Source organism: uncultured Azohydromonas sp., from assembly GCF_937926365.1.
Taxonomy (GTDB): Bacteria; Pseudomonadota; Gammaproteobacteria; order Burkholderiales; family Burkholderiaceae_C; genus Azohydromonas.
In genome coordinates this window covers 21,462-47,602 of record NZ_CALAOH010000097.1, presented here as the reverse complement: position 1 = coordinate 47,602, position 26,141 = coordinate 21,462, and the positions used below count along the sequence as shown (strand labels likewise).

Below are 26,141 nucleotides of genomic sequence, written 5' to 3'. Positions count from 1 at the left end.
ATCCCGTCACACCCGCGCAGGCGGGTGTCCACGAACTCCGGGCGGCATCCCGGTCCGTGTGGATGCCCGCCCCCGCCTACGCGGGGGCAGGCTCTGCGCGGGCATGACGGAATGACTTCACTGGCCATCGCGAACTGGAATCAGCGAGGCTGGCGCAGCAGGCACTGCGCAGTTCGACATGCTTCAAGTGCCGCCAGATTCCCTCCTGGGGATCGAGCTCGGGCGCGTAACCGGAGAAGCGTTCGAGGCGCAGCCTATCGCCGGCCTCCTCATGCAGGAACTGCCTGGCAGCGCGGCAGCGATGGATCGGCGCGCCGTCCCAGAGCACGAGCAGCTTGCCTGGTCAACCGGCGCCCGGGCGTCGTAGCGGCCATCCATGAAAAACAGGCTCTGTGGCGCCCTGCTCCGCGGCGGTGAAGCCATGCCGCGGTCAGTCGATGTTCGGCGCATCTACCTGCGGCTGGTGGTGCCCAGGGCGAGCCCTGAAGCGGCATGGACAGGTGCAGCGGCCTGGCACCGGCCGGGCAGGTTGGGGGCGTACGATAGGACTGTCGCGACCGACCCGGCGCGGGCCCCGCATCCCGTTTCGGCTGCACCGCCCGTTGATACACAGTGCCTTGCGCTGGCACCGTGAATGGCTCCCCTGGCCGTCATTCAGGCCTGAAACCGCTCTTTCCGCTCCTTCAATCATTCACCGTCCAATATTCACCATGCCACCTGCCAACCAAAAGCTCCTTCGTATTGGCATTTTCTACGACGGCAATTATTTTCGAGGGGTGAGCAATTACTATTCCAGTGCCCATTCACGAAAAGCCAGAATCAGCATCGAGGGCCTGCACAATTTCATCCGTTCGCGCGCGGCCGCCGAGGAAGGCATCGACATCAAGTTCACGCAGATCGTCGATGCGCATTATTTCAGGGGGCGGATGAAGGCCAGGGAGGCCGAGGAGCGCGACATTCTTTTCCAGGAACGCTCCTTCGAGGACGTGCTCATGTACGAGGGCGTCACCACCCACTACCTGCCCACGGGCCCGGGCGGCGAAAAAGGCATCGACGTGTGGCTCGCCCTGGAAGCGTTCGAGATGGCCATCTACAAGCGTTTCGACGTCCTGGCGCTGATTGCCTGCGACGGCGATTTCGTTCCCCTGGCGCGCAAGCTCAATACCCTGGGCACGCGGGTGATGCTGCTCGGTTGGAATTTCAGTTTCACCGACCACAACGGCAACCTGCGCGAGACGCGAACGTCGCAGGTGCTCCTGGGCGAGGCGACCTATCCGCTGAAGATGGCGGAACTCATCGATGTGTCGCCTCCCGGGGAAAATCCCGTGGTGGATGGCCTGTTCTATCGCCCGCAATACTCGCCCGCGCCCATCCCGAGTCCGCTGACCACCAACATCGACCTGCTGACCGCGCCGCCCGAGGCGGGCTCCATCCAGCAGGGGCGCATTCTCAATCTCAAGGGAACCTACGGCTTCATCCAGCCCGAGGCCGGCGGGGACAGCGTCTTTTTCCCATTCAGCGCGCTGTCGCCCGACGATGTGCAGCGTCTGCAAATGGGGATGCGCGTGTCCTATGAATACACCCGAGGGGATCGGGGGCCGCTGGCGCCGAAGGTCTGGATATTGCCGGACCAGGGTTGAGCAGCGTGTCGTTATACCTTGCAAGAAGCGCGTCACATGTGTCAGCGTTCCGGGACAAGTGGCCAGCCATGTATCCCGGGCATGCCCACTCCGCCGGAGCGACGCCGAGATGTGGCCGCCCTACGCCCGGGCACCAACGTTACTGACCTCTTCCCGGGAAACGCAGAAGCCGTGGCGAACTAAAGGCCGGTATTGAAAAGGTCCCGATCAAGAGCGCAGCGCATTCACCGTGGAGTAGCGGGCGAACGTCGCCACGGCGCTCATGTGGTGCAGGAAATGCCTTGGTCTATTAGCCGGAGGCCTGCCATGTTTCAACGCACCGTGTCTTGCCACCGTTCACTGTCAGCAGCATTGGTGGCGCTGGCCTTGTCGTCACCCGTGCTGGCGGCACGGGAGCTTTTTTTCGATGACTTCAACACGTTGCCGGGAAGCGCTTACCAGACGGCGCTGCCAACGGCTCCGTGGCGCTTTGCGGGGTCGGATTCCAATGTGGCCCAGTACATCGGACCATCGCAAGCAGAACTTCAAATCCTGGACGGCGCCACTGTTCTGCGCATGAACGACCTCATGGGCAATGCTCAGCGCAAAGGCTGGAGCACGGACAAAGTCTTCGACACTGCTCATGGGCTGCGCCTGGAGGTGCGCTTCAACACCATGGTGCAGTCGCCGGCCACGGCCATCGATCAATTGCTGGAATTGTGGCTGATTGATAGCGAAAATATTCAACACTATGCGCAGGGAGCGCTGCTTGCGCCAGACTATGGCAGACAGCGTGTATTCTCGGCCATCACCAGCCAAGGTGGCGGAACCGAATTTCCATTCGAGTTTCAGGATAATACATGGTATCGCTTCTCTTTGGAAGCTTCTCGTGGCGGCATCATATTAGCATCCGTGGAACCAGACACGGGCCCAAACAAATTTATCACTATAGGCGTCAGCCAATTGTTACCCGAGTACCAATCAGGCGTTCGGTTTGGTTTCAGCCAGTCCATCGGCTTGCCAGGCACTCCTTCTCCAACCGACGTAGCAATTGATTATGTTCGCGTCACAACGGCCCCCATTCCTGAGCCAGGCAGCTTTTCTTTGTATCTCGCTGGATTGGTCGCAATATTGCTGAAATTTGCAAAGGGTTGCGGCGGCATCCCTGGGGTTGCTGGACTTTCCATGCGAATCGGTGCGCTGCGGAAGAAAAGCACGCTTGCCGGATGACTCGCGGCGTAGCGTGGCCGCGTGCGAGCCCAGCCCGCGGCAGCAGCCCGAACAGCTCGTGGTCCGACTTCGTCGGATATCCCCCCGAGGCTGCCGGGCCGCTGTAGCAGGTGCCTGTACACCGACCCGGATCCACATCAATGCCAGTGCGTCATGGAGTTCGGCTCAGTTGCAGTAGCCCTGCGACGCATAGGTGCCGCCGCCGGGCGCGGCCGAGGAGCACAGCGTGTTGAGCAGTGAGCCGATGTTGCCGGCGCCGTAGCCGCCGTAGCTGGCGTTGGGATAGCGCGAGTTCTGGCGGAACTGCGAGGAGTAGTTGTCCTTGGGCGCGTTGGGATCGCTGGAGCCCCAGGAGGTCACGCCGATCACGGCCATCACGGGGGCCGTGCCCGCCACGGCGCCGCCGGTCAGCGCAGCGGTGCGCGGGGCGAAGTTCACCACCCACGGGCCGCCGCTGGAGCCGCCGGTGAGGTTGCTGCCCTGCCAGAGCTGACCCGCGCGGCCGACCGTGGTGGTGTAGGTCGGCCCGTCGGTGCGCTGCATGATCGCGCCGCGGTCCATCAGGAACGGATAGCCCAGGGTCGTGACGGCGGCGGTGTGCAGGTTGCCGGTCTTGGACGAGGTCACGAAGGAATAGTTGTTCCAGCCGTAGGCCAGATAGCCGGTGAGGTCGCCCACGAAGCGGCCCCGGGCGTCCCGTGCCAGCGCGATGACGGCCAGGTCGTTGTCCCGCGCCGCGCCGCTGCCGATGTCGGTGCCGTTGGCCCAGCTGGCCGGGCGCACCAGCGCCGCCCAGTTCCAGGTGCCGTAGGGCGCGATCTGCGCCGCCGTGGCACCGGCCGCGCCGTAGTGCCCGGGGCGGAACTGGAAGCCCGAGAAGATCGAGGCGCCGCTGCCGAAGTTCTGGATGCAGTGCGCCGCCGTCACGATCACGCTGCGCCGGATCAGGCTGGCCGAGCAGTAGCCCGCCGAGAAGGTGAGCTTGCCCACGGTGCGGTAGGGGTACGTGGTGCTCAGGCGGCTGGCCGCGGTGGTGCCCGCGGCGCTCTGGTTGCCGTCCTGCACGCGCGTGGTGGTGTAGGGAATGCCGAAGCTGCCGAAAGCGCGGCCAGCGCTGCCGCTGACGATGCCGCTGCGGGTCTTGGCGCCCGACGGGTAGGGCCCGGCGCCGATGTCGGCTGCGATGGATGAGGTGTCCGGCGCCGGTAACGGGTTCGTAAACGGTTGCAGCCGCGACAAATCTGTCGCTGACAAGCCACGCATGGAGAGTTCGGTGTTCTGCAAAGCGGTATCGCTGGCCATGGCGACACCAGAGCCGAGTACCGGCAGCACGGCTGCGGTGAGGAAAAGCACGCGGGAGTTCATACGGATTTCCTGTCAAACGTTGTCTACATGGACAGTGAGCGAGGCACTGGGCGTGATCCAGACCGATTCCTCGGACTTCGACTGGCGTTCGTCGCCGCCCCTTCTCGCAAGGGCTTGTCTTCCGGCCTGAATTCGATGAGCGATGCCTGTGTCCGGCACAGCCGTGCAGCGCAAGACTGCAACGGCCTCTCGTGGTGGCAGCGCAAATTCAAGATCCAGTGCGCTGCTCGGGGCCATGCCAGGACGGCAGTGTGCTGCCGGAGCGTTTTCGCCCGCGCCGCCGCGAGCACGGTGGCGAACGGGGTGGACAGCTCTTCCTGGGAAGCGCGCCGCGCGTAGCCAGACGTGGCCGACACCGCCGCTTGCGTGTCCAGTCCTGGACCTGTGTCCATGCTCGTCTCCTCGCTTGGTTGCCGCGTCCCAGCGTGGCGTCGGGCGCTTCGGTCGCGTTGGGTTGCCGCCAGGAGTAGAGCGGTTCAAGAAATCGGAGTCCGGAGATGGATTTCCGAGCAGGCCCAGGTTCTTGCGAGCGTGTTTCGAGGTACGGCCTGCGGCTGGCTCCCGGTGCGCCATGGCGGTAGGGCGCAGCGCCGTCTCCATGCTGAACGTTGTGCGCACAGCGCAATCTCAACGAGCTCAAGCAAATGTCTCAGCGTCCGCTGCCGTTCCAGCCTCCGCCCAGGGCCTGGTGCAGCGCCACCAGCGCATTGAGCTCGTCTCCCACCGACTGCACCAGCGCCAGCTCGGCAGCCAGCAGGTTGCGCTGGGCATCGAGCTGTTCGAGGTACGAGGAATAGCCGGCCTGGTAGCGGTTGACCGCGTGCCGCCAAGCCTCGCTCACCGCCTCGCGCTGCGCCTGCAGGTGCGCGCGCTGCTCGCGCAGCCGCGCCACGGCGCTGAGGTTGTCCTCCACCTCGCGCAACGCCACCAGCACGGTGCGCTGGTAGTTCCAGGCCGCCTGGTCGCGCCGTGCCGCCGCGGCCTCGACCTGGCCGCGCAACCTCCCGGCCGAGAAGATCGGCGCCAGCACGCTGGTGCCGAGGGTCCAGATGGTCACCGGATCGGCCAGGCTCGACGAAAAAACCTGCCCGGCCGTGGCGCTGAGGCGCAGCTGCGGCAGGAACTGCGCGCGCGCGGCGGCCAGCGTCGCGTCCGAGGCCGCCAGCGTGGACTCGGCCTGCGCGATGTCGGGCCGGCGCCGCAACAGCTCGCTGGGCAGCGCCGGCGGAACGGGCGGCGGCACGAGCGCCTGCAGGGCCGCCCCGCGGCGCACCGGAGCGGGCACCTGGCCGGCCAGCACCGACAACGCATGCTCCTGGCGCGCGATGGCGGCCTCGGCTTGGGGCAACTGCTGAGCAGTAGCCTCGTACTCGGCCTGGGCCTGGCGCCACTCCAGCTCCGAGGTGTAGCCCACCGCCGCGCGCCGCGCCGCCAGGCGCAGCGAGTCCTCGCGCGAGCGCAGTGTCTCGCGCAGGATGGCGAACCGCGCATCGAGCACCCGCAGCGTGATGTAGCCGCTGGCGGTGGCGGCCGCGACACCCAGGGCCACGACATCACGCGTCTGCCCGGCGGCCACGCTCCCCGCCTCGGCCGCCCGCACCTGGTTGCCGATCCGGCCGAACAGATCCACCTCGTAAGCCGCCTGGAACAGCGGCTGGACGCCGGTGGACTCGGTAGGGTGGCCCAGCGGATCCAGGCTGCGCGAGCGCGTGGCACCCACGGCCAGCTCCAGCGTGGGCCAGCGCTGCGAGCGGGCCACCTGCTCCTGTGCGCGCGCCTCGCGCACCCGTGCGACGGCGGTGGCGATGTCGGTGTTGTTGGCAAGGGCAGCCTCCACCCACTGCGTCAGCACCGGGTCGCCGAAGTCGCGCCACCAGTCGGGGCGCTGCGCCACCGTGGCGTCGAGACGGGTCTGCCACTGGTCCGGCAGCGCCAGCGGCGGCGGCGTTGACAGGGGCGGCGCCGTGCCGGTGCAGCCGGCCAGCAGCGCGGCGCCCAGCACCACGGTCCAGCGCGTCATGGCGTCGTCCCGGGATCAGCAGCCTCGGCGACGGCTGTGTCCACATGCGCCTGCACCGACATGCCCGGCCGCAGTCGCGACAGCAGCGGCTGGCCGGGATCGAGCGTGATGCGCACGCTCAGGCGCTGCGGCACCTTCACGAAGTTGCCGGTGGCGTTGTCGGGCTTGATGACCGCGAACTCGTTGCCCGTGGCCGGCGCGATGCGCTCGATGCGGCCCTCCAGCCGCGCCCCGCCCAGCGCATCGACCGTCACCCAGGCCGGCTGGCCGGGGCGCATCCGCGCCGTCTGCGCCTCCTTGAAATTGGCCACGATCCACACCGTGGGCGGCACCAGGAACAGCAGCTGCGAGCCCGCCGTCACGTACTGGCCGATGCGCACGCCGACCTCGCTGACGCGGCCGTCGCGCGGGGCGACGATCTCGGTGTTGGCCAAGTCGATCTCCGCCAGCCGCAACGCGGCCTGCGCGCTTTGCACGGCCGCTTCCAGGCCGGCGCGGCCCACCGTCACCGTGCGCAGCTGCTCCTGGGCGACGCTGCGTTGCGCCTGTGCCTGCTGCAGCGCGGCCTCGGCCTGGCGCAGCGCCGCCAACGTCTGGTCGCGCTCGCGCAGCGACACGGAGCGATCCGCCACCAGTTCCTCGACGCGGCGCATGTCGGCCTGCGCGCGCTCCAGCTGGGCGCGGGCGCTGGCCACCGCCGCCCCCTGCCCTTGCAAGCCGGCGGCCGCGGAGCGCTGGCTCTGCGCCGAGTTGGCCAGGGTCGCCTGCTGCACCGCGATGGCCGCGCGCGCCTGCTCGACGCGCTGGCGGTAGATGCGCGCGTCGATGCGCACGATCGGCTGGCCCTGGCGCACCTCCTGGAAATCCTGGACCAGCACCTCCGTGACGTAGCCGTTGACCTGCGGGCTGATCACCGTGGTCTGGCCGCGCACGTAGGCGTTGTCGGTGGACTGCACATGGAACCTGAAGGGCGGCAGTCCCCAGGCGTAGAGCACGACCAGCGCCCCGGCGAGCACGAAGGCCACGAACACCAGCGTCATGCGCAGTCCGCTGCGCGGCGGGGCCCAGCCCTTGGGCGCAGCGGCGGGCGCCTCGGCCTGCGTCTCGGCAACTTCCACCGGATCGTCGAGCCGGGTGTGGTCGTCACCGGCCTCACCGGCCGGGGGACGGGCACCGGCGTTGACCGTTTCACGCGGGGGCTGTTTCAAGGGCCGCCTTTCTCTGGAGCTGGTGAAGGGGTGGAGCCTTCGGCGGCACGGCTGGCCCGCAGACGGGCCAGCGTCGCCGACTCCTCGGCCAGCGGGTTGATGCCCTTGACACGGTAGAGCAGCCAGCGCGCGCCGACGAGCAGGAAGGCCAACGTGGCCAGCATGCCGATCAGGAGAAACACGTCGTTGAAGGCCAGCACATTGGCCTCGCGGCTGACCTGCTGGCTCAACAGCGTGCTGCCCACAGCGCGGCGCGCAGCCGGATCGGCCAGGACGCGGCCATAGCTCAGCGCCAGCAGGTCCAGCCGGCCGGCCACCAGCGGGTCGGTGCCCAGCAGCGCCTGCACCAACTCGTTGGAGTGCAGCCGCTCGCGCGCGATCTGGATGCTGCCCAGCAGCGATGCGCCGGCCAAGCCGCCCAGGCTCTGCGAGATGCCGAACACCGCGGAGAAGCTGATGATGTGGCTGGGTCCCCTGGCCAGCGCGGGCAGGATGCCGCTCACCATCAGCGGGCCCATGAAGTAGATCGCCGCGAAGCTGATGAGCGCCTGACTGACGTAGAACTGGGCCGGCCGCGTGAGGTTGCTGGCATCGGCGTCCATGAAGGCGCCCACGGCGATGAGCGCCAGCGAGATCACCACCGGCCGCAGCAGGTCCTTCGGGTCGAGCGTGGCCAGGCTGGCGGCCAGGCCAGCCACCGTGGCGAGGGTCACGATGGCGTAGAGCGTCACCAGCTGGTCCGGCCCCATGCCGACGGCGGCCAGCAGTCCGGTGGCGCCGAAGCCCTGTTCCGACAGGAGCACGCGCATCGTCATGCCCAGCGTGGCGAACTTCAGGATCTGGCCGCTGGCCATCCAGCGAGTGTTGAGCAGCGGATTGGCGCGGTTGTGCTCCACCAGCATGGCCGCGCCCAGCAGCACGATGGTCGCCGCCAGCGCGGCGCCGATCCAGGGCGTGCTCCACCAGGCCACGCGGCCCACCGCGAACACGCCGCACAGCAGCGCCATGCCCGGCGCGAACAGCGCGAAGGTCAGGAAATCCAGCGGCTCGAAGGTCTTGACGTGCTCGCTGGGCGGCAGCGGCAGCAGTGCCACGCAGCCCAGGCACAGCAGCGACAGGCCCCACTCCAGCAGGTACAGGTTCTGTACCTCGCCGCCTTGCAGCAGTGCCGGCGAGATCACGCGCGCCAGCGGCAGCGCGATCTGCGAGATGCCAACGCCCAACACCATCCCGCCCAGGCGCGCCTTCGCCGGCATGGCTTGCATCACGTAGAACAGCGCCAGCGTGGACAACCCGCTGCCGACGATGCCGCTGGCCGCGCGCACCAACAGCTCCGTCGCGTAGCCCTGCACGTAAAGCTGCAGCAGGCTGACCACGGCGAAGGCCGGCAGGAAGATGCGCGTGAACCAGCCCGTGCCGAACTGCTGCCGGAACTTGATCAGCAGCAGGCTCATGCACACGTTGGTCATCGAGTACGCGGCGGTGAGCCAGGCGCCCTGCACGCTGGTGAGGCCCAGCGCGCCCTGGATCTGGGCCACATTGGCAAGGAGCAGCCCGTTGCCGAAGCCGCCCGTGAGCCCCAGCAGCACGCCGATGGCCAGGTAAGCCGCCCGCCGCGCCACCGGGTGCTCGGGTGTCGCCGGTGAGCCGGGCATGAAAGGTCGTTCATGCAGCTTGAACTGATAGGCCGAATCGGCCTGCGGTGCCGGCTGGGGCTTGCGTCTGGCCATGGGGAGGCGCAAGGCAAAGCCCATTCCTGACCCTTTCCAGCACCACCACCGACACCTCGCGGTCGGCCGCGGCGGCGAGCTGCTTGAGCCGGATGGCAGTGGCCAGCCCCTCGGGGCCGGCGCCGACGACCGCCACGTCGTAGTCCATGGACTCGCGCGGGCCGTACCGTTCGAGCAGATGCAGCGGCGTCATTTCGGTATCCCGGGCTGCTTTGGCTTACAGCGCCTGGACCAGCGCCGGCAGGGCCTCGAACACGTCGGCTTCCATTCCGTAGTCCGCCACGCTGAAGATCGGCGCCTCCGGGTCCTTGTTGATCGCCACGATCACCTTGGAGTCCTTCATGCCCGCCAGGTGCTGGATCGCGCCGCTGATGCCGCAGGCGATGTAGAGCTGCGGGGCCACGATCTTGCCCGTCTGGCCCACCTGCCAGTCGTTGGGGGCGTAACCGGCATCCACCGCGGCGCGCGAGGCACCCAGCGCGGCGCCCAGCTTGTCGGCCAGCGGCGTGAGCACTTCCGTGAATTTTTCAGCGGAGCCCAGTGCCCGGCCACCCGAGACGATGATCTTCGCGGCGGTCAGCTCGGGCCGATCCGACTTGGTCAGCTCGCGGCCAACGAAGGCGCTCTTGCCGCTGTCACCCACCGCGGCCACGCTTTCAACGGCGGCGCTGCCGCCGGTGGCGGGCGCGGCGTCGAAGCCCGTGGTGCGCACGGTGATGACCTTCACCGCGTCGGCGCTCTGCACCGTGGCGATGGCGTTGCCGGCGTAGATCGGGCGCTCGAAGGTGTCGGCACTCAGGACCTTGGTGATGTCGCTGAGCTGCGCCACGTCGAGCTTGGCGGCCACGCGCGGGGCGGCGTTGCGGCCGTTGGCGGTGGAGGGGAACAGGATGTGGCTGTAGGCCGGTGCCACAGCGAGCACCTGCGCCGCCACGTTCTCCGCAAGTTGCTTGCCCAGCGCGGGCGAGTCGGCGTGCAGCACCTTGCTCACGCCCTGCACCTGGGCGGCGGCCTGGGCCACGGCGGCGGCGTTCTCGCCGGCCACCAGCACGTGCACTTCGCCGCCGCAAGCGGCTGCGGCAGTCACGGTGTTGAGGGTCGCGCCCTTGAGGGACGCGTTGTCGTGTTCGGCAATGACGAGTGCGGCCATGTCAGATCACCTTGGCTTCGTTCTTGAGTTTCTCGACGAGGGTCGCCACGTCGGGCACCTTCACGCCGGCGCCGCGCTTGGGCGGCTCGCTGACCTTGAGCGTCTTGATCCGGGGCGCGACATCGACGCCCAGGTCGGCCGGCTTGACGGTCTCCAGCGGCTTCTTCTTGGCCTTCATGATGTTGGGCAGCGTCACGTAGCGCGGCTCGTTCAGGCGCAGGTCGGTCGTGACCACGGCCGGCAGCGTGACCTCGATGGTCTCCAGGCCGCCGTCCACCTCGCGCGTCACCTTGGCCTTGCCGTCCGCCACTTCGACCTTGGAGGCGAAGGTGGCCTGCGGCAGGTCGGCCAGCGCGGCGAGCATCTGGCCGGTCTGGTTGTTGTCGTCATCGATGGCCTGCTTGCCCAGGATCACCAGGCCCGGCTGCTCCTTGTCCACCAGCGCCTTGAGGATCTTGGCCACGGCCAGCGGCTGCAGCTCGGCGTCGGTCTCGACCAGGATGGCGCGGTCCGCGCCGATGGCGAGAGCCGTGCGCAGCGTCTCCTGGCACTGCGCCACACCGCAGGAGACCACGACGATCTCGCTGGCGACGCCCTTCTCCTTGAGCCGAACCGCTTCCTCGACGGCGATCTCGTCGAAGGGATTCATGCTCATCTTCACGCCGGCGAGGTCCATGCCCGAGCCGTCGCTCTTCACGCGGACCTTGACGTTGTAGTCCACCACCCGTTTCACGGGCACAAGGATCTTCATGTGCATTCCTTACAAAAGTGTTATTGCAACCGTCCTGGGCAGCTGTGGTGCTGCAGCGCTACGCAGCCCTTTCCAATCCCGGCGCGATCTTCAAGGCTGCTTCCGTCGCTTCGAACACATCCCGGACCGTGACACCCGGCGCGGTCTCCTTCAGCACCAAACCGGTCGCGGTGGGCTCGATCACTGCAAGCTCCGTGACAACGAGATCGACGCGTCGCAACGACGTGATGGGCAGAGAACAGCGCTTGACCAGCTTGGAACCGGACGGCGAGCGGTGCGTCATTGCCACGATCACGCGGCGGGGCCCCGTCACCAGATCCATCGCTCCGCCCATGCCGGGGACCATCCTCCCTGGGACCATCCAGTTCGCAAGGTGGCCGGCCTCGTCGACTTCAAGCCCGCCAAGCACCGTCACGTCGAGATGGCCGCCGCGAATGAGACCAAACGAGAAGGCGGAGTCGAACGCGCTGGCGCCTGGCAAAGCGCCGATCGGGCGGCCGCCAGCATCGGTGAGGCAGGGATCGTCAAGTCCTTCTCCCGGCAACGGGCTCATGCCCATGATCCCGTTCTCGGAGTGGAAGTGAACGCGCACCGATGGCGACATGTAGGCGGCGACCATGGTGGGCAGGCCGATGCCGAGATTGACGCAGTCGCCATCACGCAACTCCTGCGCCACGCGCCTCGCGATGACTTCCTTGGCGTTGGGGCGGTGCTTCATGTACTGGCTCTCCTGACGAGATATCGGACCAGGATGCCCGGGGTAACGACGGCATCAGGAGCTATCGCACCGACCGGTACGATCTGTTCGGCTTCGGCGACCGTCGTGCGGCCGGCCATGGCCATCAGCGGGTTGAAATTGCGCGCCGTCAGCGCGTACTCAAGGTTGCCGTCATAGTCGGCACGCCTGGCGGCCACCAGCGCGAAGTCGGCCTTGAGTGCCGTCTCGAGCAGGAAGGTCTGCCCATCGACTTCCAGTGTCCGCTTGCCCGCGGCCGCCAGTGTGCCGACCCCTGTCGGCGTGAGGACGCCGCCAAGGCCGAAGCCGCCTGAGCGGATGCGCTCGGCAAGCGTGCCCTGCGGCACCAGTTCCACGTCGAGCGCCCCGTCGAGCATCAATTGCTGGGTCTTGGGATTGGTGCCGATGTGGCTCGTCACCACTTTGCTGACCGCGCCGGCGTCAATCAGCTTGCCGATGCCAATGCCTGGCCGGGCCGTGTCGTTGGCAATGACCGTCAGCCCGCGCTTGCGCTGGCGCACGATCTCGTCGATCAGCAGCACCGGGCTGCCGCTTCCCATGAATCCACCGATCATCAGGCTGGCGCCATCAGGGATCATGGCAACCACGTCAGCGATGAGCGCCGGGTTCTTCATCGGCCGGCCTCGGTATGCATCGCGCGTCTGGCAAGCATCGCGCGCGTGAGCTTCGAGCCGGGCTCGCGGCCAAGCGCCGCCGAGACCCACGCCGACGTGTCGACGAGCAGGTCCAGGTCGATGCCGGTCTGCGCGCCCAGGCCATGCAACAGATAGACAACGTCCTCGGTCGCGACGTTGCCGGATGCACCCTTCGCATAGGGGCAGCCACCCAGCCCGCTCACCGAGCTGTCGAAGGAGCGCAGCCCGAACTCGTACGACGCGTGCACGTTAGCTATCGCCATGCCGTACGTGTCGTGGTAGTGGCCGGCCAGGTGCCGTACCGGTACGCGCCGGGCCACGGCGTCGAGCATGCGCACGATCGAGGCCGGCGTTCCCACGCCGATGGTGTCACCGAGCGACACCTCGTAACTGCCCAGCTCATACAGCTGTGCCGACACGTCGGCCACACGCTCGGGAGCAATCGGTCCTTCGTAGGGGCATCCAACGACGCAGGACACGTAGCCACGCACCCGAACGCCCTCGCGCCGCGCGGCGTCGAACACCGGCCTGAACCGCGCTATCGACTCAGCGACAGAGCAGTTGATGTTGCGTTGGGAAAACGTCTCCGACGCCGCCGCAAACACGGCGACCTCCTTTGCCCCGGCGGCCACGGCGGCCTCGAAGCCCTTCAGGTTCGGTGTCAATACCGAATACGCGACCCCGGGCTGGAGCGGCAGGCGTTGCATGATGTCGCCGTGGTCGGCCATCTGAGGCACCCACTTTGGCGATACGAACGACGTCGCTTCGACGACTCTCAGCCCCGCCTGGACCAGCCGCTCGATCAGTTCGAGCTTCGTCTGCGTCGCTACGGGCTGCTTCTCGTTTTGCAACCCGTCGCGCGGACCCACCTCAACGATCCGGACTGCTTTGTTGTCCACGTCCGCCCCTTCGATGCTCATGCGCGGCTCCATGCGGGCTTGCGCTTCTCGAGGAACGAGCCGACGCCTTCACGGCCCTCCGCCGAAGCGCGCACCTGCGCAATGACGCTGGCCGTCATGGCGAGCAGAGCCGGGTCGATGGTCCTGTCCACGACATCGTCGAGCAGCTGCTTGGTCGCGGCCAGCGCAGCGGGCCCTGCCGCGACCAGGGATCGCGTGAGCGATGCAATCGTCGTGTCAATGGTCCCGGGGTCGCACAGTTCGTGCACGAAGCCGATGCGGTGGGCCTCGGCGGCCGAAACGCGCTCGGCCGTGAGCATGTAGCGGCGTGCCGCATGAGCGCCAAGCGCCTGGACGACATAGGGCGAGATGGTTGCCGGCACGAGCCCTATCCTGACCTCGCTGAGACAGAACTCGGCGGTTGTCTCGGCAACGATGATGTCGCACGCCGATGCCAGGCCCATGCCTCCGGCATAGGCCGGTCCATGCACCCGGGCAATCGTCGGCTTTGGCAGCGCGTGCAGCCTCTGCAGCATCGTGGCGAGCTCCATGGCGCTGGCTTGGTTCTGTGGCTCGCTGAAGTCCGCCATCCGCCTCATCCAGCCCAGGTCCGCGCCGGCGCAGAACGCCGGCCCCCTGCCTCCGAGGACCACGACGCGCACGTTGTCGTCCGAGCCCAACGCGGCCAAGGCCGCAGTGAGCTCGCTGATGACGTCCTCGTTCATCGCGTTGCGTACCGCCGGCCGATTCAGCCACAGCCTCGCAACGCCTTGGTCAATGCAAACCTCGATCGTCTGGTAGTTCATCGCAGGCCTCGGCGTTCAGTAGGACTTGGGCAGGCCGAGCGCCTTCTCGGCGATGAAGCACAGGATCAGCTGTGGGCTCACGGGCGCCAGCCGCGGGATCCATGCTTCGCGCATGTAGCGCTCGACGTGGTACTCCTTGGCGTAGCCCATGCCTCCGTGCGTGAGGATGGCGTTCTCGCAGGCGTGGAAGCAGGCCTCGCCGGCCAGGAACTTGGCGGCATTGGCCTCTGCCGCGCAGCTCTTGCCCGCGTCGTACAGCGACGCGGCCTTGAGCACCATCAGGTTGGCCGCCTCCAGCTCGATCCACGACCGTGCCAGGGGATGCTGGATGCCCTGGTTCTTGCCGATCTGACGGTCGAACACCACGCGTTCGTTGGCGTACTGCGCGGCACGCGACAGTGCCGCCTTGCCCAGGCCAATGGCTTCCGAGGCGATGAGGATCCGTTCGGGATTCATGCCGTGCAGGATGTACTCGAAGCCCTTACCTTCCTCGCCAATGCGGTCAGCCACCGGAATGCGCAGCCCGTCGATGAAGACCTGGTTCGAGTCGACGCACTTGCGCCCGAGCTTCTCGATCTCCTGCACCTCGATATGCGAGCGGTCCAGATCGGTATAGAAGAGCGACAGTCCCTGCGTTCCCTTGCATTCCTCCACCGGCGTCGTGCGCGCCAGCAACAGCATCTTGTTGGCCACCTGGGCCGTAGAGATCCAGACCTTCTGCCCCGAGACGACGTAGTGGTCGCCCTTGCGCACCGCCCGCGTCTTGAGCTTGAGGGTGTTCAACCCGGTGTTGGGCTCGGTGACCGCGAAGCAAGCCTTGTCCTTGCCTTCGATGAGCGGTGGCAGCCAGCGGGCCTTCTGCTCCTCGTTGCCAAAGACGACCACGGGATGCAGGCCGAAGATGTTCATGTGCACGGCCGAGGCGCCGGAGAGTCCCGCGCCGGTGGCCGAGATCGTCTGCATCATCAACGCCGCCTCGGTGATGCCCAGCCCCGCCCCACCGTACTCCTGCGGCATCGCGATACCGAGCCAGCCTGCATCGGCCATGGCGCGGTGGAAGTCATGGGGAAAGCCGCCTTCGCGATCCTTGCGCAACCAGTAGTCCGCATCGAAGGGGCTGCACGTGCGCTGGATGGCGTCGATGATCTGTTGCTGGTCGTCGGTGAGTTCGAAGTTCATTTCAGCGTTCCTTAGTGTCAGCATCCGTCGTCAGGTCGGGCTCGTGGTGCCCCGTGCGTTCTTCAATGCCTCGATGTCGGAGGCGGACCAGCCCAGTTCCCCGAGCACCGCAACCGAGTCCTCGCCCAGGCGTGGCGCAGGGGGCAGGTCGCGACACGGCGTTCGTGACCAGGCAGTGGGGTTGCCGATGGTGCGCATCGGGCCTTCGGTCGGATGCTCCTCGCGCCTGATGAAGCCCACGGCGTTGAGGTGTGCGTCCTCCAGGAGCTCGTGCGGCGAGTTCATCGGCATGTTCGGAATGTCGGCGGCATCGAGCAGCGCCTGCCACTGGGCCGTCGTGCGGGTGCGCATCAGTTCGGCAACGTAGGCGTAGACCTGGTCTATGTGCTTGGCGCGGTTGGTATGGCTGGAGAAGCGCGAATCGCTCTCGAAGCGCTCGCCTTGTCCAATCGCCGTGAAGAAGGACTTCCAGTGCTTGTCGTTGTAGATGAGCACGCAAAGGTGGCCATCCTTGGTCTCGTAGGGACGGCGATGTGCCGTGAGCAGCCGCGCATAGCCGGGATCACCGTTTTGCGGCTCGAACGTCAAGCCGGCGAAGTGGTCGCCGAGCACGAACTGCACCATCGCCTCGAACATGGGCACCACCACGGCCTGGCCGACGCCGGACTTCTCACGCTCGTAGAGGGCGGCCGTCACCGCGTATACGGCATGCAGTCCTGTCACGCGGTCCGCCAGGGTCACGGGGGCATAGCATGGTGCCTCTGCGCCGTACTGGCTCATCAGCCAGGGCAGGCCGGAGGCGCCCTGGATCAAGTCGTCATAAGCGGGCTTCGCGGCGTAGGGGCCGTCCTGGCCGAATCCGCAGCACGACACGTGGATGAGGCGAGGATTGCGTTCACGCACCGAGTCGTAGTCCAGGCCCAGCCGTGCCAGCGCCTTGGGTCGCACGTTGGAAATCAGCACGTCGCAGCGCTCGGCCAGTTGCAGCACAGCTTCGCGTGCCTGGGGCTGCTTGAGGTCCAGCACGACACTGCGCTTGCCCCTGTTGGCATGCAGGTAGATGTGACCCATGCCGGGATGCATCATGGGGCCGACATGGCGCATGTTGTCGCCCTCGGGGGACTCCACCTTGATCACGTCGGCGCCCAGCGCGGCGAGGATCTGCGTGGCGAACGGTCCCATCACGACCGACGTCAAGTCGAGGACCTTGACCCCTGCCAAGGGTCCGCTGCTGCGTTGCGCAGTGCCGGGACCGCTGGCCGGCCCCATGGATTCGTCGTGTTTCATGTGTCTCCTTGCCGTCGGTTGTCGTTCGAAGGAACGACGAATCACGATGGAGCCACTTTAGGCAGGGCGACGATTGCGGTCCAATTGAGTATTCGGCTTGAACGATTCGTTTTGCGAATCGTCCGCGCGCCATGCCGCTGGCATTTCAGAAGCTGCGCGGGTTCCGGCTACGGGTTTCTTACACAACCATTTGGCGCCAGCGCCCGGATAGTCCCGGCCAACGACGATTACGGGCTGGTTTCCGGCTGAAGAATCTCTTCGGCGCAGTGGACGAAGCTCTCCAGCGCAACCGAGCTATAGCTGGGGTTCCAGGCCATCAGGGCCGGAGAAGCGGCATACTCGTCGCGCAACGGGACGAAGCAGACGCCGCTCATGCCACAACGGGCCAGGCTTTGCGGCACGAGCCCGATGTCAATGCCGTTGGCAACCATCGCGATGATGGTCAGCCACTGCCTTGCGGCATGGTAAGTGCGCGGATGGACTCCGGCGTGACTGAAGGAGGCAATGACGTTGTCGTAGTTGGCCGGAGCGACGTCCCGGTCGAACATGACGAAGCGCTCCTGCGCAAGATCGACGATCCGCAGCGACTTGCGAGTGGCCAGGGCATGCCCCTCGGGCAGGCAGACCACAAGCTTGTCCGTGCGCAACGCGATGGAGCGCAATTGCGGCGGCACGGTGGCCGCGTTGATAAAGCCCGCATGCAGCTCACCGTGGAGCAAGGCGTCGACCTGTTGCGCAGAACCGATCTCGCGCAACGTGACCTCGATATTGGGCATGAGGTCGCCGAAGGCCTTCAGGATGCTGGGCAGCTCCCGGTAGAAGAGCGAGCTCGTCACGCCGATGTCCAGGCGTCCACGCAACCCGCTGGCCACCGCCTTGGCGGTCTCCTTGGCGCGCGCCACACGCTCCAGGATCACCTGGACGTCGACAAGGAACGCAGCACCCGCCGGCGTGAGCTGCACCTGCTTGCTGTCGCGCTCGAACAAGCGAACGCCAAGCTCTTCCTCAAGCGCCTTGATTGCTGAGCTCAGCGGGGGCTGGGTGATCGCCAGGCGGTCGGCGGCACGGCCGAAATGAAGTTCTTCGGCCAGGACGGAAAAGTAGCGCAGGGAATGGAGCTTCATGGCCAATTTTGGCCGGAACTCCGTCGAGGCAGGGCAGCCCGTTTCCAGTTGCGGCCCGATCTCGTCGCTGGCGCCGCCGCCGAGCGGCGGTCATGGCACGGGTAACCAACCGGGGAGATGCCTTCCCGGCAGCAGACATGCGTTGGGTGCTCAGCGTCACGCCGCCCGGATGACCTTGTCAGGCGACTCGCCGTACGGTGGGCTGTAGAAGACGAGCAGCCGTACAGGCTCATCGCTGGTCACGGTGAACACGTGTTTCTCGTTGGCGGGGAAGAAACACATATCGCCCGCAACCATGTCGAAGCATTCACCCGCAACTTCGGCCCGAGCCGTACCCTCAAGCAGGTAGCACGCCTGCTCAATGCCAGGATGCGCGTGCGGCAGCGCCCCACCGCCGCGTGACAGTGTCCCGAGCACGACTTCCATGTGCCGAGCACCGACGTTGTCCGGGCCGATCAGGCGCTGATTGCTCGTGTGGTTGTGGTTGGCCGGCTGGTAGGCCGGGACGTCTGCGCTACGGATGAGATAGCGGAAAGGATGACTCATGATGTCAGGCGCGCTCGGTCAGCCGACGCTGCTACGGTATTGGGTCACTCGGCCTGGATGCCCGCTTGCTTGATCATGGAAGTCCAGTGTGCCAATTGGTCGGTCACGTACTTGCCGAACTCTTCCGGTGACTTGCTCGGCCAGACCTCGAATCCAAGCTGGCTGAGTTGCTCCTGGACACCCTTGTCGCTGAGCACGGCCAGAACCTCGGCATTGATCCTGTCGACCACGGGTCGAGGCAAGCCAGCAGGTCCGAGGATGCCGTTCCATGACGTGACGTCGAACCCCTTGAGCGTCTGCGAGACCGGAGGTATGCCCGGGAGGGTGCTGACTGCCTTGACGGTTGTCGTTGCGAGCGTGCGAACCTTGCCGGCCTTGATCATCGCCGCGCCCGATCCGAGATCGACGACGTACATGTCCACGTTCCCGCCAATGAGCTCGGTCAGCGCCTGCGGACTCGACTTGTACGGTATGCCGACCACGTCAATGCCGGCCAGCCGCTTGATCGTCTCGGATGCCACGAGCGAGGTGCTGTTTGGCGTCGCGTAGGAGAGCTTGCCGGGGTGTGCCTTTGCATAAGCAATCAACTCCGGCAGTGACTTCACGGGCAGTTGGGGCTTGACGACGACCGCGAAGGGAAGTTCGCCGACTCGTGTAATGGCGGTGAAGTCCTTGACGGGGTCATAGCGCAGCTTGCGATACAGGCCGGGATTTGCGGAATGCGGCGTGTTCGTCGTCATCATCAGCGTGTAGCCGTCCGGCTTGGAACTGGCCACGAACTGGGCAGCGATCTGGCCATTGGCTCCGGCACGGTTGTCGATGAGTACCTGCTGCTTCAGGCGCTCGGAGAGGCCCTTGGCGACCACTCTGGCCACGGCATCCGTACCGCTGCCTGCGGCAAACGGAACAACCAAGGTGATAGGGTCCGTCGGGTACGACTGCGAATGCGCCGTCTGGGCGAACAGCAGTGCGGTGAGCGAAAGGGCAAGGGAAGCCAGTCTCATGGTTTTGTCTCCTACTTGACTCCGGTGGATCGGCAAGCGGGTCGCGGCACCTGGCACGACAGCGAGGCATGCGCGATGAGCAAGTCAGGAAGATTCTTTGGGCTGGACCGATTCGAGTCCAATTCAGAGTTAGGTTCGGTCGATTCGTTTTGTGAATCGTCGCTCCAGGCTGGCGGCCCAGGCTCCGAGCGGCGGCAGGTCCCGAACCGGCTGGCCCGGACTCACGACCGAGAGCCCAGCACCTGGCCGATGTCCTCCATGGAGGCGGGCTTGGTGAGATGGGCGTCGAAGCCGGCACTGCTGGACAGCTGCCGGTCCTTCGCAGCGCCCCAGCCGGTGAGCGCCACCAGCGTGACACCGCAGTGCGCCGGGTCCCGGCGCAGCCGCGCCGCCACTTCACGCCCGTCGATGTCGGGCAGCCCGATGTCGCAGAAGACGACATCGGGCCGCAGTGCCTGCGCGGCCTGCAGGCCGGCGCTGCCGCTGTAGCGGGCGCATGCGGTGTGGCCCATGGCCTGCAGGCACATGCACAGCGCGTCGGCGGCGTCGGCGTTGTCGTCGATGACCAGCACACGCAGCGTATTGGCCGGCTTCGGCGGACCGCTGTTGCACGCAGCTGGCGCCTGCGGCGCCGGCGTGGACAGCAGCGGCAGCGCCACCACGAAGGTGCTGCCCGCACCCGGGCCGGGACTGTGAGCGGCCACCGTGCCGCCGTGCATCTCGACGAGCCGGCGCACCAGCGACAAGCCCAGGCCCAGGCCGCCCTGCGCGCGCGAGGCGCCGTCCTGGAGCTGCACGTACATGTCGAACACGCGGGTCAGCATTTCCGGCGCGATGCCCACGCCGGTGTCCGCCACGCTCAGCTCGGCGCTACCCCCGCGCAAGCGCAACTCCACCGTGATGCGGCCGCCATCGGGCGTGTACTTGGCCGCGTTGCCGATGAGGTTGCCCAGCACCTGGACGAGCCGGGCGCGGTCAGCCTCGACCCACACCGGCTGGGGTGCCAGGTGGACCTCGACCTCATGGCGCGCAGCCCTGATCAGCGGCGCACAGCCTTCCAGGGCCGCGTCCACCACCTCTCGGAGTTCCAGCGGCTGGCGCACCAGGTCGATCTTGCCGCGCGAAATGCGCGCCACGTCCAGCAGGTCATCGACGAGCCGCACCAGCAGCCCCATCTGCCGCTCCATCATCCCCAGCACGCCCGCGAAGCGAGGGTCCGGCGATGGCAAGGCCAGGGCTTTCAGCACCGACAGCCCGTTGCGCAAGGGCGCCAGCGGGTTGCGCAGTTCGTGCGCCAGGGTGGCCAGGAATTCGTCCTTGCGCCGATCGCCTTCGCGCAACGTAATTTCCGCGCGCTCCTGCAGGAGGAGGTGATCGCGAATCTGGTACTGGCGCTCCCGCGCCCGCAGTGCGGACCGGACGGCGCTGAGCATGGAGCGGGCCGAGACGGGCCGGTCCAGCAGCGTCACGTTGCCAAGCCGCTCCAGCACTCGGGCCACCACCAGTGGCGGCTGGCGATCTCGTGCCAGCACCACCACCGGCATGTCCGACCAAGGCGGCTGCAGCGCCAGCGCAGCCACGAGCTGCTCGATGGCCGGGTCGCACAACGCGGCCTCGGTGAGCATGACCACACCTGCGCCTTGCGCCATGTGCTCGCACAGCAGGGCCGGGGTGGCGCACACCACGCCATCGAGGCCGGCCTGCGCCAGCAAGGCCAGCGTGACCTCGCCGTCGCGGCGCGTCGGCGGCAACACCAGCACGCGCTGTCCAAGCGGATTCATGACCGGGCGGCTCAGGATATCGGGCCCTCGGCGTGCAGGCTGTCTTCCACGGGCACCCCGGCCAGCACACCGCGCAGCCGCGTCAGCGGCGCGCTCAGGTGCACGCCATCACCATCGAACCAGATCTGCCGAATCGTCTCCTCGTGGCAGCCGCTGCGCTTCTTGAGCACCGAGATGGCCTTCTTCACCCGGCCCTCGTGCTCGAACATGCGCAACATGATCACGGTGTCGGCCAGGTAGCTGGCATCCACGGGCGCCTGCATGTTGGGGCTCAGCACGCCGCTCTGGGCGGCGACCAGGAACGTCGCCACGCCGTGGTTGTTGAGGTAGCTCAGCAACTCGTGCAGCTGGGCCGTGAGGAAGCGCCCGTCGGGCATGGCGTTGAGATAGCCGTTGAGGCTGTCGATGACGATGACTCGGGCCCCGGACGCCTCCACCGCCTCGCGCACCAGCGCGGCGAACTCGCCCGGCGCGATCTCCGCGGGGTCGATCTGGCGCACGTGGACCTGCCCCGCGCCCGTGCCGGCCACCAGCGGCATGCCCAGCCCCGCGCAGCGGGCCAGGAGAATGGCGCGCGACTCGTCGAAGGCGAACACCGCCGCATGCGCCCCACGGGCCGCGGCCGCGTGCGCGTATTGCAGTGCCACGGTGGACTTGCCGCTGCCCGGCGGGCCGATCAGAAGCGTCGTCGTGCCCCGGTCGATGCCTCCGCCCAGCAGCGCGTCCAGGGCCGCCACGCCGCTGGGCACGGTGTCGCGCTGGAAATCGTTGCCATGGTCGACGGCGGCCAGGCGCGCGAATACCTGCAGCCCGCCACGGCGAATGGCCATGTCGTGAAAGCCACTGCGGAAGTCGCTGCCGCGGAACTTCACCACCCGCAGCTGCCGCTGCGCCTGCCCATAGGGCGGTGCCCGCTGTTCCAGCGCAATCACGCCGTGGGCGATGCTCTGCAGTTGCAGGTCAGGCCCCTCGGCCGTGCGGTCGTCGAGCAGCAGCACCGTGCAGCGGCGCGCGGCGAAGAACTGTTTGAGCGCCAGGATCTGGCGCCGGTAGCGCAGCGAGCTGTTCGCCAGCAGCCGCAGCTCCGACAGGGAGTCGAAGACCATGCGGCTGGGGTTGACGCGCTGCACGGCCTGCAGCACCTGACGCGTCGTCTCGGTGAGCTCCACCTCCGAGGGGTGGTACATCGTCAGTTCCGCTTCGCCGTCGAGCTCGCCCTCGTGCCCGACAAGCTCCTCGATCTCCACGCCGTCCAGCTCGATGGCATGGGAGGCGGCGCCGGCCAGCAACTCGTCCCGGGTTTCGGACAGCGTGATGTAGAGGCAGCGCTCACCCACACGCACGCCTTCACGCAGGAACTGCAGCGCCAGCGTCGTCTTGCCCGCGCCCGGGTTGCCGTCAATGAGGTACAGCCGGTGCTCGATCAGCCCGCCGTGCAGCACGTCGTCAAGGCCGGGCACGCCGGTAGAGGAGCGTCGAGTGTCGTCGTGGTGTTCCATGGCAGCCGCCTCACGAAAGCAACCCGCATGCGCAGCCAGATGCTGCGCAAGGTCTGTGACTCGCAGCCCCATTGATCAGAGGCCGACATCCGGCAGCGCCGCCATGTCGGAGTCGCGTGCCCGGTGTGCCAGGGGCCGCCGCGCGGCAGGGTCAGGGACCACCGGCTCCGGCATGGCCTTGGCACTCTAACCCCTGGACACACCCAGGGACTGCCTGGGCCAGCGGAATCTTTGAGCGCTTCCTGGATCACGCGAGAACCCGCTGCCTCCATGCGTATGGGCGGCCTGGGTCCTTGCAACTGGTTCACCGGCAGGTCCACCGGCTGGCTGCAGAATTTCCCGATAGGCCCGGGGTTTGCCCACCATCTTCCCTTCGTTGCATCGTCTCCTCATGCTGGGCGCCCGAGGTGTTGGCCGGCGAAGCCGGGTCAAACGGCAGGTGCGCCCACGGGCGCCGCGGCGGGATACCGTCCGGACAGCAGCGCGCCGGCGTTGGGCACCACCGCCTCGAGCCCGAGATGGTCGAGCATGCGCCGCACCGTGCAGATGGCGGTCGACACGACGGGAACTCCCAACCGATCCTCCAGTGGCTGGATGGCGGGCAGCGAGGGCATTTGCACGCACGCGGAGCCCACCACCACATCGGCTCCTTGGGTGTTGAGGCGCTTCACGTCTTGCAGCAGAAGGTGCGGGTCGCGCAAGCCGACTTCGAGGTTGTCCGGGATCTCGAAGCAAATGGCGTCAATCACCTCGATGCCTTCATGCTCGATGTACTGCACCACCAGGTCCGTGAGCGGTCGCATGTAAGGTGCCATCAGCGAAATGCGTCTGGCCCCCAGCGTCTTGAGTCCATCGATCAGCGCGCCGGCCGAGGTCATTACGGGTGCCAACGAACGATTCGCTCGCGCGACTTCGGTCAGCTCGCGCTCGACCTTGCGGTGGTGGCCGACCCCCATTGCCATGATCGCCACCAGGCAGGCGGTACTCATGACGTCCACGCGTGCATCAGCCAGCTCGGCGGCGCAGCGCAGGCCCTCCTTGTTCATCGCTTCGAGCTCTTCCTTCGTCACCTTGTGCATGCGCATGCGGCTGGAGTGGAAGGTGAAACGCTCGGGACGGACTGCTTCGCGCGCGCGCAGCATGGCCGGAACCTCGGTTTCCATGGTGGTGTTGGAACTGGGCACGATCTGCCCGATGCGCAACGGGGTCAACATGTCGTTGTCTCTGGATTGAGCGTAAGTTGAGGATGCAGCTTCAAACCTGGACGGGTGAGGCGACAGGTCTCGGGCGCCGGGGCTCGCCCTGCGCTTGAACCGGCACGGGGATGCGGCCGCACCCGGGCTTGTTTCCCAGTGCAGCGTCAGTCGAGTTGGATACGGGCCTGCTTGACGATGTCGGCAAAGCGGCGGGTGTCGGCATCGATGGCGGTGGCGACATCCGAAGGCGCCCCACCCCACGGCTCGAAGCCGAAGACGGCCAGGCGCTCGCGGACCTCGGGGGCCATCAGCGCAGTGCCGACGCCGGCGTTGATCCTCTCGATCACGGCCTTGGGCGTGCTCCTGGGGGCGAACAGCGCCACCCAGGTCTTGAGCTCGAAGCCAGCCGGTCCGGCGGCCTCGGCCACCGTGGGCACGTCGGCGTAGCCGGGCAGGCGCTTTGGCGCCGCCACGGCCAGCAGCCTGACCTTCCCGGCCTTGTAGAGCGGAGCCACGGTGGCCGCGGTACCGAAGGCCCACGCCACCTCGCCGGTGGCCACGGCCGAGTAGAGCTGGGGCAGTTCCTTGAACGGCACGTGCGTCATGCGGGTGCCGGTGGCGGACTCGAGCATCGAGGTGCCCACATGGGCGACGCTGCCCATGCCCCAGGTGCCGTAGGTGAGCCTGCCGTCCTCGGCCTTGGCTGCCGCCACCAGGTCGGCCACCGTCTTCCAGGGCGAGTTGCCCGGCACGACGATGAAGAAGTACGTCGAGTACAGCGGCGACACCGGCTCGAAGTCCTTCGTCGGCGAAAACGGCAGCTGCTTGTAAAGGTGCGGCTGCAACGTCACGTGGGTGTTGTCCACGGCCAGCAGGGTGTAGCCGTCCGCCGGAGCACGCTTGACGTCGCCCACCGCCAGCCAGCCGTTGGCACCAGGCTTGTTTTCCACGATGACCTGCCGGCCCCAGTCCTTGCCCAGCTTCTCGCCCACCTGGCGCACCACGGCGTCGGGACCGCTGCCTGCGGAGTACGGCAGCACGGCCCGCACCGCCTTGGCGGGAAAGGTCTGCGCCGTGGCGGGGGCCACCAGGCCCACGGCCAGGAGGGCGGCGGTGTACAGCCGGCGATGTGTCAGCGATGTCGTCACGGTCTTGTCTCCGGTGGTGGTGGTCGTGCTTCAGGCGGCGGTGGCCTGGGGATGCAATTGCTCGTAGGCCCCCGTGAAGTGCGGGTCGCGCCGGCGCAGCTCCTCGTGCGTGACCTGGCCCGTGCGGCGCATGTAGTCGTAGGCGAAGCTCACCGGGTCCAGGTGCATGCGGTCGGCAACGTTCTCGTACCAGTCGAGACTGCGGGCCGCGGCGGCCTGGAACGTGGACGACGCGGGGCGCCGAGTGCCGTCGAAGGCCGCGAAGGCCGCGTCCAGGTCCGAGGGGTGCTCGGCGATGGCGTGGTGCAGCGCGATCGCGTCCTGCATCGCCATGCGCGTGCCCGAGCCGAGCGAGAAGTGCACGGTGCGCAGCGCGTCGCCCAGCAGCACGATGTTGCGGTGCGTCCAGCGCTCGTTCCTGACGATGTTGGCCTCGAACCAGAGCGAGCGGTTGGTCAGCAACTCGTTGCTGCCCAGGTCGGCGGCGAACACCTGCGCGCAGTAGCGGCGGCTCTCGTCCTCGCTCATGCGGCCCAGGCCGGCGCGCTGCCACGTGTGCGGATCGACTTCGACCAGGAAGGTGCTGAGCTCGGGGCTGTACTGGTAGCTGTGCGCGATGAAGACGCCGTGCCCGGTCTCGCGGAAGATGAGCGACACCGGGTGGAAGCGCTGGCGCGTGCCGTACCAGGCGAACTTGTTGCGCCGCTTCTCGAAGCTGGGCCGGAAGTGCTGCGCGTACTGCCGGCGCACGGCGCTGTTGCCGCCGTCGGCCGCAATCACGAGGTCCACCTCGCGCGAGAGCGCCTCCACGTCCTCGATGCGGCGCCCGTACTCCACCTGGATGCCCTGGCGCTCGCAGGCGCGCTGCAGCACGCCCAGCATGTCGATGCGCGAGGTGCGCGAAAAGTGGTTGCCGTGCACCTGCACGCGCGTGCCACGGTGCACGATCTCCATGTAGTCGCAGCGCTCGTGGTGCGCGGTGAACTCGGTGAAGAACTCGGGATCGGCCTCGCGCAGGAAGCCCAGGCCCACGTCGGAGAACACCACGCCCCAGCCGTAGGTGGCATCGCGCGGGTTCTGCTCGACGACGCGGATCTCGTGCCGAGGGTCGTGCTTCTTGGCCAGCAGCGAGAAGTACAGGCCGGCCGGGCCGGCGCCGATGACGGCGATCTTCATGGGGTGGTCTCCTGGTGGGATGCGTGGAGGG

Annotated in this window: 24 protein-coding genes; 2 read left to right on the top strand and 22 right to left on the bottom strand. The window is 67.2% G+C overall.

What is annotated here, in order from left to right; genetic code table 11:
* Window positions 1-76: 76 nt before the first annotated feature.
* Window positions 77-328, bottom strand: a complete 252-nt coding sequence (locus tag Q0741_RS28885) for a transposase (protein WP_367184093.1) — start codon at window positions 326-328, stop codon at window positions 77-79.
* Between the two features lie 382 nt (window positions 329-710).
* Here Q0741_RS28885 and Q0741_RS10210 point away from each other — a divergent pair, with 382 nt between their 5' ends.
* Entirely contained in the window at window positions 711-1,640 is a 930-nt protein-coding gene (locus tag Q0741_RS10210) for an NYN domain-containing protein (protein WP_298233092.1), read from the top strand.
* Window positions 1,641-1,946: 306 nt separating this feature from the next.
* Complete coding sequence (locus Q0741_RS10205) at window positions 1,947-2,849, top strand: hypothetical protein (RefSeq protein ID WP_298233091.1); 903 nt, start codon at window positions 1,947-1,949, stop codon at window positions 2,847-2,849.
* A gap of 165 nt (window positions 2,850-3,014) precedes the next feature.
* Here Q0741_RS10205 and Q0741_RS10200 read toward each other — a convergent pair whose 3' ends face one another.
* From Q0741_RS10200 to Q0741_RS10100, 21 genes are all read right to left on the bottom strand, one after another.
* The gene (locus Q0741_RS10200; RefSeq protein ID WP_298233090.1) at window positions 3,015-4,214 is read right to left on the bottom strand and encodes a trypsin-like serine protease; all 1,200 of its coding nucleotides are present in this window, start codon (window positions 4,212-4,214) and stop codon (window positions 3,015-3,017) included.
* Between the two features lie 649 nt (window positions 4,215-4,863).
* On the bottom strand, window positions 4,864-6,234 hold the full coding sequence (locus Q0741_RS10195; RefSeq protein WP_298233089.1) for an efflux transporter outer membrane subunit: 1,371 nt from the start codon (window positions 6,232-6,234) through the stop codon (window positions 4,864-4,866).
* A complete protein-coding gene (locus Q0741_RS10190; RefSeq protein WP_298233088.1) occupies window positions 6,231-7,442 on the bottom strand; it encodes an HlyD family secretion protein in 1,212 nt (403 codons plus the stop codon). Before Q0741_RS10190 ends, Q0741_RS10195 begins: the two co-directional genes overlap by 4 nt.
* Entirely contained in the window at window positions 7,439-9,097 is a 1,659-nt protein-coding gene (locus Q0741_RS10185) for an MFS transporter (RefSeq protein ID WP_298233087.1), read from the bottom strand. The genes Q0741_RS10190 and Q0741_RS10185 overlap by 4 nt, the downstream gene beginning before the upstream one ends.
* A 10-nt stretch (window positions 9,098-9,107) precedes the next feature.
* Window positions 9,108-9,365, bottom strand: a complete 258-nt coding sequence (locus tag Q0741_RS10180) for a hypothetical protein (protein WP_298233093.1) — start codon at window positions 9,363-9,365, stop codon at window positions 9,108-9,110.
* A gap of 24 nt (window positions 9,366-9,389) precedes the next feature.
* A complete protein-coding gene (locus Q0741_RS10175; protein ID WP_298233086.1) occupies window positions 9,390-10,322 on the bottom strand; it encodes an electron transfer flavoprotein subunit alpha/FixB family protein in 933 nt (310 codons plus the stop codon).
* A gap of 1 nt (window position 10,323) precedes the next feature.
* Entirely contained in the window at window positions 10,324-11,073 is a 750-nt protein-coding gene (locus Q0741_RS10170) for an electron transfer flavoprotein subunit beta/FixA family protein (RefSeq protein ID WP_298233085.1), read from the bottom strand.
* 58 nt (window positions 11,074-11,131) lie between these two features.
* Window positions 11,132-11,791 carry a 3-oxoacid CoA-transferase subunit B gene (locus tag Q0741_RS10165; RefSeq protein ID WP_298233084.1) on the bottom strand — a complete coding sequence of 220 codons (660 nt, stop codon included), beginning with the start codon at window positions 11,789-11,791 and terminating at the stop codon, window positions 11,132-11,134.
* Window positions 11,788-12,444, bottom strand: a complete 657-nt coding sequence (locus tag Q0741_RS10160) for a CoA transferase subunit A (protein ID WP_298233083.1) — start codon at window positions 12,442-12,444, stop codon at window positions 11,788-11,790. Before Q0741_RS10160 ends, Q0741_RS10165 begins: the two co-directional genes overlap by 4 nt.
* Entirely contained in the window at window positions 12,441-13,385 is a 945-nt protein-coding gene (locus Q0741_RS10155; RefSeq protein ID WP_298233082.1) for a hydroxymethylglutaryl-CoA lyase, read from the bottom strand. The genes Q0741_RS10160 and Q0741_RS10155 overlap by 4 nt, the downstream gene beginning before the upstream one ends.
* Window positions 13,382-14,170 carry an enoyl-CoA hydratase/isomerase family protein gene (locus Q0741_RS10150; protein WP_298233081.1) on the bottom strand — a complete coding sequence of 263 codons (789 nt, stop codon included), beginning with the start codon at window positions 14,168-14,170 and terminating at the stop codon, window positions 13,382-13,384. Before Q0741_RS10150 ends, Q0741_RS10155 begins: the two co-directional genes overlap by 4 nt.
* A 15-nt stretch (window positions 14,171-14,185) precedes the next feature.
* Entirely contained in the window at window positions 14,186-15,349 is a 1,164-nt protein-coding gene (locus Q0741_RS10145) for an acyl-CoA dehydrogenase family protein (RefSeq protein ID WP_298233080.1), read from the bottom strand.
* Window positions 15,350-15,379: 30 nt separating this feature from the next.
* The gene (locus tag Q0741_RS10140; RefSeq protein WP_298233079.1) at window positions 15,380-16,636 is read right to left on the bottom strand and encodes a CoA transferase; all 1,257 of its coding nucleotides are present in this window, start codon (window positions 16,634-16,636) and stop codon (window positions 15,380-15,382) included.
* A gap of 227 nt (window positions 16,637-16,863) precedes the next feature.
* Window positions 16,864-17,760 (bottom strand): LysR substrate-binding domain-containing protein, encoded by an 897-nt coding sequence (locus tag Q0741_RS10135; protein WP_298233078.1) that lies wholly within the window; start codon window positions 17,758-17,760, stop codon window positions 16,864-16,866.
* Between the two features lie 156 nt (window positions 17,761-17,916).
* Entirely contained in the window at window positions 17,917-18,306 is a 390-nt protein-coding gene (locus tag Q0741_RS10130) for a cupin domain-containing protein (protein ID WP_298233077.1), read from the bottom strand.
* Between the two features lie 44 nt (window positions 18,307-18,350).
* On the bottom strand, window positions 18,351-19,310 hold the full coding sequence (locus tag Q0741_RS10125; RefSeq protein WP_298233076.1) for a tripartite tricarboxylate transporter substrate binding protein: 960 nt from the start codon (window positions 19,308-19,310) through the stop codon (window positions 18,351-18,353).
* Window positions 19,311-19,531: 221 nt separating this feature from the next.
* The gene (locus Q0741_RS10120; protein ID WP_298233075.1) at window positions 19,532-21,091 is read right to left on the bottom strand and encodes a hybrid sensor histidine kinase/response regulator; all 1,560 of its coding nucleotides are present in this window, start codon (window positions 21,089-21,091) and stop codon (window positions 19,532-19,534) included.
* Window positions 21,092-21,102: 11 nt separating this feature from the next.
* A complete protein-coding gene (locus tag Q0741_RS10115) occupies window positions 21,103-22,590 on the bottom strand; it encodes an ATPase domain-containing protein (RefSeq protein WP_298233074.1) in 1,488 nt (495 codons plus the stop codon).
* Between the two features lie 428 nt (window positions 22,591-23,018).
* Window positions 23,019-23,804 (bottom strand): Asp/Glu racemase, encoded by a 786-nt coding sequence (locus Q0741_RS10110; protein ID WP_298233073.1) that lies wholly within the window; start codon window positions 23,802-23,804, stop codon window positions 23,019-23,021.
* A gap of 146 nt (window positions 23,805-23,950) precedes the next feature.
* Window positions 23,951-24,934, bottom strand: coding sequence for a tripartite tricarboxylate transporter substrate binding protein (locus tag Q0741_RS10105; RefSeq protein WP_298233072.1), 984 nt, complete (start codon window positions 24,932-24,934; stop codon window positions 23,951-23,953).
* 30 nt (window positions 24,935-24,964) lie between these two features.
* On the bottom strand, window positions 24,965-26,110 hold the full coding sequence (locus Q0741_RS10100; RefSeq protein ID WP_298233071.1) for an FAD-dependent monooxygenase: 1,146 nt from the start codon (window positions 26,108-26,110) through the stop codon (window positions 24,965-24,967).
* Between the last annotated feature and the right edge of the window lie 31 nt (window positions 26,111-26,141).

Coding starts and splice junctions, on each gene's coding strand:
- Q0741_RS10175 (WP_298233086.1), bottom strand. CDS start 10,322: ATGGCCGCACTCGTCATTGCCGAACACGACAACGCGTCCCTCAAGGGC.
- Q0741_RS10135 (WP_298233078.1), bottom strand. CDS start 17,760: ATGAAGCTCCATTCCCTGCGCTACTTTTCCGTCCTGGCCGAAGAACTT.
- Q0741_RS10170 (WP_298233085.1), bottom strand. CDS start 11,073: ATGAAGATCCTTGTGCCCGTGAAACGGGTGGTGGACTACAACGTCAAG.
- Q0741_RS10205 (WP_298233091.1), top strand. CDS start 1,947: ATGTTTCAACGCACCGTGTCTTGCCACCGTTCACTGTCAGCAGCATTG.
- Q0741_RS10110 (WP_298233073.1), bottom strand. CDS start 23,804: ATGTTGACCCCGTTGCGCATCGGGCAGATCGTGCCCAGTTCCAACACC.
- Q0741_RS10155 (WP_298233082.1), bottom strand. CDS start 13,385: ATGAGCATCGAAGGGGCGGACGTGGACAACAAAGCAGTCCGGATCGTT.
- Q0741_RS10115 (WP_298233074.1), bottom strand. CDS start 22,590: ATGGAACACCACGACGACACTCGACGCTCCTCTACCGGCGTGCCCGGC.
- Q0741_RS10185 (WP_298233087.1), bottom strand. CDS start 9,097: ATGCCCGGCTCACCGGCGACACCCGAGCACCCGGTGGCGCGGCGGGCG.
- Q0741_RS10180 (WP_298233093.1), bottom strand. CDS start 9,365: ATGACGCCGCTGCATCTGCTCGAACGGTACGGCCCGCGCGAGTCCATG.
- Q0741_RS10160 (WP_298233083.1), bottom strand. CDS start 12,444: ATGAAGAACCCGGCGCTCATCGCTGACGTGGTTGCCATGATCCCTGAT.
- Q0741_RS10165 (WP_298233084.1), bottom strand. CDS start 11,791: ATGAAGCACCGCCCCAACGCCAAGGAAGTCATCGCGAGGCGCGTGGCG.
- Q0741_RS10140 (WP_298233079.1), bottom strand. CDS start 16,636: ATGAAACACGACGAATCCATGGGGCCGGCCAGCGGTCCCGGCACTGCG.
- Q0741_RS10150 (WP_298233081.1), bottom strand. CDS start 14,170: ATGAACTACCAGACGATCGAGGTTTGCATTGACCAAGGCGTTGCGAGG.
- Q0741_RS10200 (WP_298233090.1), bottom strand. CDS start 4,214: ATGAACTCCCGCGTGCTTTTCCTCACCGCAGCCGTGCTGCCGGTACTC.
- Q0741_RS10130 (WP_298233077.1), bottom strand. CDS start 18,306: ATGAGTCATCCTTTCCGCTATCTCATCCGTAGCGCAGACGTCCCGGCC.
- Q0741_RS10210 (WP_298233092.1), top strand. CDS start 711: ATGCCACCTGCCAACCAAAAGCTCCTTCGTATTGGCATTTTCTACGAC.
- Q0741_RS10125 (WP_298233076.1), bottom strand. CDS start 19,310: ATGAGACTGGCTTCCCTTGCCCTTTCGCTCACCGCACTGCTGTTCGCC.
- Q0741_RS10145 (WP_298233080.1), bottom strand. CDS start 15,349: ATGAACTTCGAACTCACCGACGACCAGCAACAGATCATCGACGCCATC.
- Q0741_RS10100 (WP_298233071.1), bottom strand. CDS start 26,110: ATGAAGATCGCCGTCATCGGCGCCGGCCCGGCCGGCCTGTACTTCTCG.
- Q0741_RS10120 (WP_298233075.1), bottom strand. CDS start 21,091: ATGAATCCGCTTGGACAGCGCGTGCTGGTGTTGCCGCCGACGCGCCGC.
- Q0741_RS10195 (WP_298233089.1), bottom strand. CDS start 6,234: ATGACGCGCTGGACCGTGGTGCTGGGCGCCGCGCTGCTGGCCGGCTGC.